Here is an 11851-nt window from a genome sequence, read left to right on the forward strand (position 1 = left end):
ATTTCTTCCAACATAGCATATTGTGAGGGTCATCGCCAGCGGCGCAAAATATGACAGTTTATTTACATCTCATATGCTAAATTGGTTAAAGCAATACTTGATCATGCTATGGGATGAATAAAGAAAAAATTTTCCATGGAAAATAAAAGGGCACCCTCCTAAAAATAACCATTCAAACGAATTCTTCTGATACATGTAGTATTCAAATCAAGAAGGAGAGTGTGTGAAGCGTGATGCTCAAAAAAGTAATAGCGACGGGTCTTGCTTTCGTTATGATCATGGGAAGCGGTACAGCAGTTCTAGCCAAAGATAATGGAAATGGAAATGGAAATGGCCATGGCAATAAAAAAGATGACAGTAAGGTTGAGATTCATCTTACCTTTGACGATTTGCAAAGTGCGGAATGGGCGATACGCTATATCGCGAGCTTAGCATCGAAGCGTGTGTTTGAAGGGTATGAGGATGGTACCTTTAAGCCTCATAATACGGTTTCCCGAATCGAAGCGATTACGGCTGCCGTTCGTTTGATGGGACTTCGCAGCCAAGCAGAATCAGCAGCAGAAATGAGCACTCATTTGAATTTTAAAGATGCGGATAAAGTTCCTTCTTGGGCTGTCGGTTATGTAGCTGTAGCTTTAGAAAATGATTTATTTTCGGAAAATGACGATATGGTTCAGCCTCAAAAGGAAGGTGACCGGCTCTGGGCAACGACACTTTTAGTTAAAGCATTGAAGTTGGAAGCTCAGGCGAAAGCGAAAATGAACACGACGCTGCCGTTTAAAGATGCGAAGCAAATTCCTGCAGGCGCTGTGGGTTATGTAGCTGTTGCTATTGAGAAAGGTTTGATCGACGGTTTCGAAGACAATACATTTAGGCCTAATCAACCGGTAACACGGGCTCAGCTCGCAGCTTTGCTTGATCGTACCGGCGGTCAATTGCCAGACCAAGGGAATAACACGATAGATGGAACGGTAAGCAGGGTTGTAACCAACAACACGCTTAGTATCACAAGTTCAGGTGCAACATCAACTTATCCGCTGCATCCAGACGTTTTCATTTATCGGAACGGATCCAAAGTGAGCGCATCTGCCTTGCAAGTCGGGGACGTAGTGAAAGTACGTACATTTAATGGTCAGATTGTATTCATCGAAGTGACCAATGCCGTGCAATCGATTATCTACAGCGGTACCGTAAGTGCAGCAGTTACGAATAATACATTAACGCTAACGAAGGCTGGAGCTACCTCTACACTACCGCTTCATCCAGATGTCGTGGTTTATCGTAACGGTATTAAGGTGAATGCGGTAGACCTCAAAGTTGGTGATGAAATTAACATTCGCACTTCGGATAATAAAGTCATCTACATTGAAGTCACCAAATCGATTGTACCTATTTCAAGCAGCGGGACAGTTAGTGCGACTGTTAATAACAATGTGCTGAAGCTTACGAAATCGGGCGTTACCACGGAGTATACCCTGCATCCAGATGTGGTCATTTATCGAAACGGTGTGAAAGTCACTGCAGGCTCTCTGTTGATTGGCGATGAAGTGAATGTTCGCACATCTGACAATAAGGTCATTTTCATTGAAGTAACACAAACAGCACAAGCCATTACAAATAGCGGTACAGTTAGCGCAGTCGTTAGCAATAACGTACTTAAGCTTCAGAAGTCAGGTGTTACATTTGAATTAACACTTCACTCGGATGTTATCGTCTATCGCAATGGGTTGAAAGTCAATGCTTCCGATCTGAAAGTTGGAGACGAGGTCAATATTCGCACTTCCGAAAATAAAGTCATTTATATTGAAGTGACCAAAATGGTTCAACCCATAACAAACAACGGTACGGTCAGTGCACTGGTGAGCAACAATGAACTGAAACTTTCGAAGTCGGGAGTTACAACTGCATTCACACTTCATCCGGATGTCGTTGTCTATCGAAATGGCGTGAAGGTCAGAGCTGTTGATTTAAAAGTAGGCGACGAAGTCGATATTCGCACTTCGGATAATAAAGTCATTTACATTGAAGTCACCAAAATGATTGATGCGAATTTGCCATTTGAGCTTTTAGGAAAGTTAAAAGGAACTACCCTCAATGCCCAAGGTGAGCTTGCAACGATTTCCATCGCACAAACCATTAATGGTAGGGAACAAACAACGATCTATCAGGTATCCTCTGGTGTCACGCTTTCCGGCAACCTGGCCTTATTTAAGGAAGGGAATCTTATCCAGCTAAATGGAGTTAATAGGCTCGTAACCTCCATCACGATCAAATAATAAGCGAAAAGAAGCCCAAAAGTTTATGGGGCTTCTTTTTTTAGTAGATAAGAAAGTATAAGTTTTAACCTTTTGCTTCGCAGCTACCTTGACAAACGCGCTCGTCCTGAAGGACGACGGAGTCGTTTATCCGTGTGTACGCTAAAGTATAAGTTTTGGGGGGAGCGAGCTTTAACGAGAAGGAGGGCTGTGGTTATGGTAAGCCTGCAATTGTGCAGGCTTTTTTTCTTTGAATAGCTCGCTCTCATAAATTCCTGCAATTGTGCAGCCTTTTGCGGTCTTTTCTACTTTCAGGATGGAAGGGATGAAAATTCCTAGGAGGTAATAGCAGGCTTTTCCTCTTTTCATACGATTTTAGCAAAAATACCTGCACTTTCTCGCAGTTATTATGGGCAGTTAATTAATCGTTCTCCTCACGGCTAAATGCTAAAGCTCCTTATACACCGGCGAGCAGCAAGTAGTCCCTTACAAAGGAACCTGCAAATAATAATCGTGTAATTAAAGCTTTACCCCAAGGACCAGAAACTGAGCCTGAAGTTTTTCTTGTGCCTAATAGGAAGTGGTGAACATATACGTTAGTTACAAAAAAAGCCCTTCAATAATGGGCTAGGATAACAGCGATATCTCTATCATTAAATTGAAGGGTACCCTCTTCTGATTTCGTAAAGCTATACCCTCTGGATTCAATATAATGGCACAGTCTAAGCAGAATTTTGGGCTCTATATTCAGAAGCGTTGAAAGTGAAAAAATGTTTTTTTGATCATTGGTTGCTTCAACCATTTAACATAATGACCTCCCTTATCATGAATTGTATATGTATCATAGTACATGCCCCAAGTCACTTGTTGTCGAAACATCGGGTTAACAAAACTTTCAATATTTGGTACTATAGATAGTTTCTAACCAACTCGCCAAACATAAAAGCCCTTGAATCCTCCACAAGGAGGCTCAAAGGCTTACATGGATCCCTATACTGACGGAATCAGATCTTTAATTCCCCAAGCTTGATCAGTTCTACAACCGCTTGTGAACGACCCTTTACGTTCAGCTTTTGCATGACGTTAGAAATGTGATTTCTCACAGTCTTTTCGCTAATGAAAAGCTGCTGCGCGATATCTTTCGTGGTTTTGTCTTGTACCAAGAGTTCGAATACTTCTCTTTCGCGGTTAGTAAGTAGAAATTTGTTTTTGTGGTCGCTGCCCATGGATGTGTGTCACCCCTCCTTGCTCGGGTATTGGGAAATACAAGGTTTAGGGATACAGTCAAAATTAGTTTATGAAGGGCTGGTGTCAATGGTGCGGTATATGCATAAAAATAGGCGATATCCGCTTTTGAGTTTCTTTCCGAGGCGTGGTAAGCTAAAATGAGGCATTTCTTTTGAACAAAGGGGGCTCAAATGATGTTCAGGCGTGATTATTTTATGCGGCAGATTGAGCAAATGACCGTGGTGCTGCATCGCATACTTTTTAATAAGGAACACATCCCTTTAGAAGATGCCCAGCAGCAGCTAGATGAAGCAAGTCGCCATCTATTGGGGCTGAATATTCGCTCTTTGCAGGCATTATCGAGTAAGGATATTCTTGATTTATTGTCTTATCATGGCAGCGTGGATACGGCCAAAGCACTGGTGCTTAGCGATATGTTTGTGGGCCATGGTGATCTGCTTCAGCGGCATGACCAGACGGACGAGGTTTATCAGGCTTATCTGAAATCCGTTGATTTGCTGCTTCATCTATCGCTCTCACCCGAGGTTGAGCCTATGGATGAAGTGAACGATGAAATCAAGGCTCGATTGAACCAGAGCTTGGAACGACTTCAAGGATGGATCATCCCGGAGGAGATCAAGAGGCTTCTTTTCGCGCATTATGAGAAACAAGGCAATTATGCCAAAGTAGAGGATGTTATATTCCATTATATAGAAGATCATCCGGACAGATCCGTAATCCTCGAACGAGGAGTAATTTTTTACGAAAAATTAATGGGTATGGAAGAAGAACTCTTGCAAGCAGGCAATTTTAGCAAAGAAGAAGCGTTAGATGGTCTGCGTATTGTGAAGCAAAAATTGCAATTATTGGATAGTCCTAACATGGATAAATCGTAGAAATTGAAGGTGTAAAGAAATGGCTTGGTATCAGAAAAGTTTTGGGAATGATTATTTAATGGTTTATAAACACAGAGATTTGCAAGGTGCTTACCATGAAGTGAAAAAGATGATCGATTGGCTGGGGCTCGAGCAAGGGGCTGAAGTGCTTGATTTATGCTGCGGCATGGGCCGCCATTCCATGGCACTGGCTGAGTTCGGTTACGATGTAACGGGCGTGGATTTATCCGAAGTCCTTTTGAATGAGGCGGTTAAGCTAGACGATGGAAAGCATGTAACCTGGCTGCGCGGCGATATGCGTGAAGTACCGCTCGATCGGCAATTCGATGCTGTCGTGAATTTGTTTACATCATTTGGGTATTTTGATGAGGATGAACAGAATGAGAAGGTGCTTCATGAAATTCATCGGCTTCTAAAAGAAGGAGGCCATTTCATCATCGATTTCTTGAACCCGGTTTATGTTCAGATGAATCTCGTTTCTCAATCGGAACGTACGGAAGAAGATCTATTGATTCGTGAAGAAAGAGCCATTGAAGAGGGCTATGTGCGTAAACGGATTGTTATTTCGCAAAAGGGTACGGCTGATCGGTATTATCTGGAGCAGGTTAAGTTGTATGATCGATCAGCGTTTGAAGCTATGCTGATAAAAGCGGGTTTACATATTGATCATGTATACGGCGAATATGATGGACAAGCTTATGATGCTGAGGCGTCTAGCCGATTGATTTTTGTAGGGCATAAGGAAGGATGAGTACTCGGAAATGAACATCGTGACTGAACATACGGATGAGATCACGCAAGTGAAAGTTCCGCTGCCCTTTCCTCTGCGTTGGGTGAATGCTTACCTCGTACGAGGTAAGGGCGGGTATACCGTGATTGATCCGGGGCTCCGCACCCCGGATGCGGAAGCGCTCTGGCAGCAGGTGCTGCAGGAGCGCGGGATCGGTTTCGAGCACGTGGAGCAGATCGTGCTCACCCACCACCATCCCGACCACTATGGGATGGCGGGTTGGTTCCAGGAGCGCACGGGCGCGCCGGTCCTCCTTTCGGAGACCGGTCTAGCGCAAGTGCAGCTCCTGTGGGGCCCGGAGCAGCCGATGTCGGCGCTGCTCCTGACGCTCTTTGCCCGGCACGGCTTCCCGGAAGCCGGACTGATGGAGATGACGAAGCACATGGAGAGCTTCGTCTCGCTGGTGTCGCCGCAGCCGCAGGTGACGCTGCTGCGTGAAGGGCCCGTGCGCCTCGGGGACCGCGTGTACGAAGCCATCGAGACCCCCGGCCATGCCGCGGGGCATCTCTGCTTCTACGACGCCGCGGCGGAGGTGATCTTTTGCGGCGACCATGTCCTGCCGCAAATATCGCCGAACGTTTCCTTCCTCCCGCAGGTGGAAGAAAACCCGCTCGGCGCGTACCTCAGCAGCCTGCAGGAGATCGGCAGGCTGCCTGTGAAGATGGCTTACCCGGGGCACCGGGAGCCTTGGTCCGGCTTTGGCGCACGCGCAGAGGAGCTTGTGCGCCATCATCATGAGCGGCTTGCGCTCATGGAGGGGCAGCTAAGCGCGCCGCTTAGCGCTTATGAAGTGTGCCGTGCGACGTTCGGCGACCGGCTGAGCATACATCAGATGAGGTTCGCGCTGTCGGAGACGATCGCTCACCTCATCCTGCTGGAAGCCGAAGGCCTCATTGGGCAGGTAGACCCCGCCGCGGAGTTTATTCAATATATCGCGATATCGAAATAAATACGGAAAGCCTCTAAAACCCGGTATATGGTTTTGGAGGCTTTATTTTTTTCAGGGAGTATAAATCGTCTAGTCCATTTCATTTTACGGAACTAGGATCCGCTATTTTAGAAAGCATGTGTATTTCGATTCTAACGGAACTAGAATCCGCTATTTTTGGGAAAGCATGTGTATTTCGATTCTAACGGAACTAGAATCCGCTATTTCAAGAAAATAAGGCTTTTTGAATCAAAAACAGTGAATTAACGCATCCTCGTTCCTCTTGCGCATCAAAACGGGCGTTTTTAGGCAAATAAGGCATTCACGTTCCGTTAATAGCTTACCGGAGATAACTAGCTTCCTACTCTTTTGAAGCCAAAAGGGAGGATACACCAGCCTCACTTCAAAGGCTTACTATAAGTAGGAATATTATTATGCGCCAACCGGCCACAGGCGGCAGCTACGATACCGCACACCATATCATCGATAAACGTATTGCATTTTCCTTCGGAATGATCGCTATCGAGGTCTTTAATAATCCCGATTTTCTCTTTGTCGAGGTATCCGAAATTCGTGAGTGCAATGGTCCCATACATAAGTGGAACGGCTGTCGCGATGCTTTCATCAACCCCGAAAAGCCCCTCGTCTTGTCCGACAATATGATTATATTGCGGGTTGAATTCTCCTGCTTCGACGGCTGTATCAATTTTGATCGCCAATTGGAGAGCATGGAATGTTTGTTGTTTTCGTAATACGGCAAGGACATGCTCTTCACAAAGGCTGCGCTCCATATCCGGATTATAAGGCCGTTGAAGTTGATCCAGAATATCCACCATGTCTTCCAATGCCACGCCTCTTGATGCGAACAGTGCTAGGTTACGTTCGGTATAATCCTCTTTCACATTTTCAGAAATGATTGAACTGGCCGTTGATGCAACAATGGCGCAGATCCCTTTGGAAATGAAAGATTTAGGTCGTTTGGTCGGAAAGAAGAAGCGGAATTTACAATCCATAAATCCGAAAAGAGAAATCGCGCCGCTGCCATATAAACCGCAAATGGACATTGCGATGGTACGATGAACATTATAAGCAGGGTCCTTCATGCTAGCTAGCAGCTCGGAATCATGCTTGACCTTCTTTTGCAGCTCCATGAGCGTGGACATCACGTTATAGGTTTCTGTTTTGCTTAATACACCTAGTAGAGTTGTTGTGATCGTCTCATACGGAATTTTTTTAATTCCTTTAATCTCGACGAGTAGGCGAGCAACGGCTTCTTCGATGACAGCTTGGGAATAGTGACTGAACACTTCTTCACGGAATTCATTGAAAATGTTTGCTTTTTCTTTAAGGAATGTTCGCATCGCATTGCCTCCAAATTAGGTCAATTGTTTATTTTTGAGTATAGCATATCTTTAAAAAGATGCCGAAAGCAGCTCCCGCGATTTGACTTATTGTCATGTCTTACTGGACGCCGCAGGGCTTAATTTCCGGTGCAGGACTTTTTTTCGAATGTGGACAAAAAGTAGTTATAAATCGGACAAAGCCTCGTATACATAATAATACGAAAAAGCAGTGTACAGGCCATGTTAAGAAAATATAGGCAGATGCTTCTTTTGTCTACGAAAACTTGGAGGAGGAAATAAGCTAATGAAACATCAACATTGGATTCGTTCAGCCGCTATCGCGGGGGTTATTGCCTTGCTGACCACGGGATGTTCGGTTCTGGGCACTGGAAAGAAAAGTGACATCGATGCACCTCCGACAACGGGTGCGGGAGCTGACGCGAAGACGACATCAGCAGCCGTTACGATCGATATGATCGAAGACAATTCATCGCAGATGACGGTTTATGTGAAAGATGGTAAAGGCTTCGTGGCTCCGCTTAGTCTTGGATTGCCGAAGACGGTGTCTGTCGCCAAAACGACTCTCGAGTATATGGTGGACGGAGGACCTGTTGCAAGTTTGCTTCCATCTGGTTTTGAGGCTCTGCTGCCTAAAGGTACGAAAGTCGTAAGTTTGAATGTCACATCAGACAAGCGTGCCATTGTTGATTTCTCTAAGGAGTTCCTCAATTATGATGGGGCAAATGAGAGAAAAATTTTAGAAGCTATCACTTGGAACCTGACGAGCTTCCCCACCGTAGAGAAAGTGCAGCTGCGTGTAGACGGGAAAGATCTGAAGGAGATGCCGAAAGGGAAGACACCGCTGGATACACCGCTTGCACGCTCGATGGGGATCAACATCGAGAAGGCTGAGGACGCTGAATTTGGCCAATCCACACCGGTCACACTCTATTTCTTGAATCAAAATGATCAGAATTACAAATATTATGTACCTGTTACAAGGCTCGTCAAAAGAACGGATGATGTCGCGAAAGCGGTTGTCGAACAGTTGATCAAAGGGCCTGATCAGAAGAAGGGTCTGGCTGCTGTTCTGAATGCTACAACGGAAGTGAAGAGCATTAAGCCCGCGGATGGCGTTATAACCGTTGACTTCTCCAATAAATTCCTTGGCGCCGATCAGAAAGCATCTGCTGAGGCTATGCAGTCCGTTATTCTTTCATTGACGGAGAACACAAGCTTTAAGCAAGTGCAAATAAAAGTGGATGGCGCTGTGAAGCCTGTAACGAAACCTGCGCATATTAATCCGGCTAAGCTTTAAAAAGCTTGCCCGGTTCTAACGACCTCTATGCAAACGTGCTGTCTTTGACAAGGCGCTTGCCTAGGGGTTTTCTCAGCGTTGTCTAGTCATAACTTTAAATAACTAAATAATTACATTGATCCCTTTTCAGCTCTGTGCTATTTTAAAATGAACAACCGAATATTGTCGTAGTTACTAGGTGCCTTTTTGGAGACAAAGAGGGTAACAGGGAATGGGGTGAAAGTCCCCTGCGGTCCCGCCACTGTAATCAGGGAGCAACTTTCTAAGAATCCACTCATGTAATGGGGAAGGGAGAGAGAAGCTTTGATCTGAGAGCCAGGAGACCTACCTAGTAGCGTTACAGTAGACGTCCTTCGAGGAAAGGGGCTGGTGTAGAATATTATTAATACGGGATTTTTCTGTCTTTGTTTGATAATGATCTGCTTCCTTGGCCATCAATGGTCAAGGTTTTTTTGTTTGGAATTAAAAACAAAACAAGGAGGAATGAACGATGGGTAGCGAGTATCTGGTTATTATTTTTTCGTCATTATTACTGGGATTTAGGCACGGGGTTGATTGGGATCATATTGCAGCCATTACGGATTTGGTTGGGGTAGAAACAAAAGCTAGAAAGGGCATGCTGCTTGCAACTATGTATTCTCTTGGTCATGGTTTGGTTATCCTTGTTCTTGGTTTGAGTGCAATTGTCTTAGGCAAAAATATTCCTAGTTGGCTTGATTCGACAATGGAACTCCTAGTAGCATCAACGCTTATTTTACTTAGTATCTGGATGTTTATCACTTTGATTCGCCAGTGGAATGGATTTGAATTGCGAAGCAAATGGAGTGTTGCGCTTGAGGGGATTCGTCAATTAAAGTACGTTGTTGCTGCGAAAGTATTGAAAAAAGAAGTCGTTCAAGTTTCTTCAACGAAAAAAACAATCGGACATGCTGGTGCGTTTTTAGTTGGAATCATACATGGATTCGGCGCTGAGACACCTACGCAAATCTTACTGCTTAGTACGGCTGCTGGAATGAGTACAATGATTTTAGGAGGATCTGTCGTTTTTTCCTTTGTGTTCGGTTTGATTTTATCTACTTCTCTGATTGCTTTATTAGCAGTCATAGGTTTTCTAAAAGCTCGATTGCGACTTTCTGTGTATCGAGTAGTTGGTTGTCTAACTGCTGCGTATAGCTTTGTATTGGGTGTAATGATTTTTATGCGTATATAGATTTTGAGGCCATAGCATTCAATGCTATGGCCTCTTTATTATTATCGTATGTAATTGTCCAGAGCTTTTTGTAAATCAAATAACACTCGGCTTCGATGTTCATCCTGAACAGATGATACAACGCAATGTTCCAGGGTTATGTAAAGGTGGATAAATCCAAAGTTATGCTAGCCTATGGATGCCAAAACTTTAGAATCAATTTCGTGCCGGACATTAACATGTGATAGAATGTGCTAGTATCGAGTTCTCGTTTGAGATAAATAATTGAAATTTTGCAACTTCCAGATTCCAGAAAACCTTAAGGAAAAAAATATAGGTTTTTACCCCAATTTGGAAATAATAAAGAAAAATTTGGGGATAGTAACCTATTTTTTTTACAAAAGCCCTACACTACATTACAATGGGGCGTAGGAACAAGCTTCTGATGGAAGCAACAGGAGGAGAACAACATTTATGAGAATTGGCGGTAGAACGAATCAAGAACTGCGACCTATGAAAATTACCCCTCATTATATAAAACACGCGGAAGGCTCGGTGCTTATTGAGGTCGGGGATACCAAAGTGATTTGTACAGCGACGGTTGAAGAACGCGTTCCACCTTTTATGAAAGGTCAAGGGAAAGGGTGGGTTACAGCCGAATATTCGATGCTGCCTCGAGCTACGCAGGTTAGAAATCAGCGTGAAGCTGCCAAAGGTAAGCTTGGTGGACGTACGATGGAGATTCAGCGTCTTATTGGCCGTGCGCTTCGTTCTGTGGTGAATTTGGAAGCCTTAGGCGAAAGATCCATCACACTCGATTGCGATGTTATTCAAGCGGATGGCGGTACGCGTACTACGTCAATTACCGGTGCTTTTGTTGCCATGGCATTTGCCATCGACAAGCTTTCGACAGACAAGAAATTAGCCAAATTCCCGATTAACGACTTTCTGGCTTCTGTGAGTGTTGGTGTTATCGGCCAAACACCGCGGCTGGATCTGAATTATGAAGAAGATTCACATGCCAAAGTTGATATGAACGTCGTGATGACGGGGCAGGGTCAATTCGTAGAAATCCAAGGAACTGGCGAGGATGCTCCTTTTTCCCGTAAAGAACTGGATGAATTGCTCGCTCTCGCTGAAACTGGCATCCATACGATGATTGAAGAGCAATCTAACGTTTTAGGCCCGATCGCTGATCGCATTCGAGGTGTACACCATGCAGCTACAAAGTAATTTTGTCGTCATTGCAACGCGTAACGAGGGCAAAGTCAAAGAGTTTGAGAAGCTTTTTGGAGCAAAAGGATACAAAGTTCGCTGTTTAACGGACTATACAGATCTTCCGGAAATCGTGGAGAGCGGAACGACGTTTGCAGAAAATGCACGGATCAAAGCGCAGATCATTTCGGCACATCTCCATGTGCCGGTTCTTGCCGATGATTCCGGTTTGTGTGTAGCCGCTTTGAACGGTGAACCGGGCGTTTATTCAGCCAGGTACGCTGGAGAGAATGCTACGGATGCAGACAATAATGCTAAGCTGCTGCAAGCATTAAGCGAGGTAGATCCTGTAGACGGATTGCCTGCTGATGGAGAGCACCCAAAGCTTCTTAGCGAAGCTTCCTTTGTTTGCGCGCTTACGCTTATCGATCCAGTAGCGAATGAGGTGATTGAAGCGGAGGACTCTTGCCGTGGTTTCATCATTGGGGAAGAACGTGGCGAGAGCGGCTTCGGCTATGATCCTTTATTTTATATCCCTGCTCTTGGGAGAACGATGGCAGAACTATCCGTGGAAGAGAAGAATGAAATGAGCCATCGAGCCAAAGCTTTACGTATGTTTTTGGATCGACTTCCTGATCAGAACGGCTAATATCATAAAGAAAACCTGCTTCCACTTTTTATGTGGCCAGC

11 protein-coding genes and 1 riboswitch are annotated in these 11851 nt (G+C 44.7%); of the genes, 8 read left to right on the forward strand and 3 right to left on the reverse strand.

Features of this window, described 5'->3' with window-relative positions:
- Window positions 1–233 precede the first annotated feature (233 nt).
- The gene (locus NYR53_RS08580; RefSeq protein WP_261306304.1) at window positions 234–2276 is read left to right on the forward strand and encodes an S-layer homology domain-containing protein; all 2043 of its coding nucleotides are present in this window, start codon (window positions 234–236) and stop codon (window positions 2274–2276) included.
- A gap of 171 nt (window positions 2277–2447) precedes the next feature.
- Here NYR53_RS08580 and NYR53_RS08585 read toward each other — a convergent pair whose 3' ends face one another.
- Complete coding sequence (locus NYR53_RS08585; RefSeq protein WP_261304788.1) at window positions 2448–2624, reverse strand: hypothetical protein; 177 nt, start codon at window positions 2622–2624, stop codon at window positions 2448–2450.
- Window positions 2625–3259: 635 nt separating this feature from the next.
- On the reverse strand, window positions 3260–3481 hold the full coding sequence (locus tag NYR53_RS08590; RefSeq protein WP_028556998.1) for a helix-turn-helix domain-containing protein: 222 nt from the start codon (window positions 3479–3481) through the stop codon (window positions 3260–3262).
- Window positions 3482–3673: 192 nt separating this feature from the next.
- Here NYR53_RS08590 and NYR53_RS08595 point away from each other — a divergent pair, with 192 nt between their 5' ends.
- The 3 genes from NYR53_RS08595 to NYR53_RS08605 are packed head-to-tail and all read left to right on the forward strand — an operon-like array spanning window position 3674 to window position 6117.
- Window positions 3674–4378, forward strand: a complete 705-nt coding sequence (locus tag NYR53_RS08595; RefSeq protein WP_261304789.1) for a DUF6483 family protein — start codon at window positions 3674–3676, stop codon at window positions 4376–4378.
- A 19-nt stretch (window positions 4379–4397) separates the two neighbouring features.
- The gene (locus NYR53_RS08600; protein WP_261304790.1) at window positions 4398–5129 is read left to right on the forward strand and encodes a class I SAM-dependent methyltransferase; all 732 of its coding nucleotides are present in this window, start codon (window positions 4398–4400) and stop codon (window positions 5127–5129) included.
- 10 nt (window positions 5130–5139) lie between these two features.
- Window positions 5140–6117, forward strand: coding sequence for an MBL fold metallo-hydrolase (locus NYR53_RS08605; RefSeq protein ID WP_261304791.1), 978 nt, complete (start codon window positions 5140–5142; stop codon window positions 6115–6117).
- Window positions 6118–6494: 377 nt separating this feature from the next.
- On the opposite strand, the gene NYR53_RS08610 is transcribed toward NYR53_RS08605, so the two are convergent.
- Entirely contained in the window at window positions 6495–7457 is a 963-nt protein-coding gene (locus NYR53_RS08610; protein WP_261304792.1) for a phosphatidylglycerophosphatase A family protein, read from the reverse strand.
- Between the two features lie 286 nt (window positions 7458–7743).
- On the opposite strand from NYR53_RS08610, the gene NYR53_RS08615 reads away from it, so the two are divergent.
- The 4 genes from NYR53_RS08615 to NYR53_RS08630 all read left to right on the forward strand — a co-directional run bounded on the left by NYR53_RS08615 (window position 7744) and on the right by NYR53_RS08630 (window position 11810).
- Window positions 7744–8757 (forward strand): GerMN domain-containing protein, encoded by a 1014-nt coding sequence (locus tag NYR53_RS08615; RefSeq protein WP_047675891.1) that lies wholly within the window; start codon window positions 7744–7746, stop codon window positions 8755–8757.
- 159 nt (window positions 8758–8916) lie between these two features.
- Window positions 8917–9103, forward strand: a riboswitch (cobalamin riboswitch).
- Between the two features lie 144 nt (window positions 9104–9247).
- Window positions 9248–9967 (forward strand): HoxN/HupN/NixA family nickel/cobalt transporter, encoded by a 720-nt coding sequence (locus tag NYR53_RS08620; RefSeq protein WP_261304793.1) that lies wholly within the window; start codon window positions 9248–9250, stop codon window positions 9965–9967.
- Between the two features lie 453 nt (window positions 9968–10420).
- Window positions 10421–11179: a ribonuclease PH gene (gene rph / locus NYR53_RS08625; RefSeq protein WP_261304794.1), complete on the forward strand. Its 759-nt coding sequence runs from the start codon at window positions 10421–10423 to the stop codon at window positions 11177–11179.
- On the forward strand, window positions 11163–11810 hold the full coding sequence (locus NYR53_RS08630) for an XTP/dITP diphosphatase (protein WP_261304795.1): 648 nt from the start codon (window positions 11163–11165) through the stop codon (window positions 11808–11810). The genes rph and NYR53_RS08630 overlap by 17 nt, the downstream gene beginning before the upstream one ends.
- Window positions 11811–11851: the final 41 nt, after the last annotated feature.

Source organism: Paenibacillus andongensis (assembly GCF_025369935.1).
Taxonomy (GTDB): Bacteria; Bacillota; Bacilli; order Paenibacillales; family NBRC-103111; genus Paenibacillus_E; species Paenibacillus_E andongensis.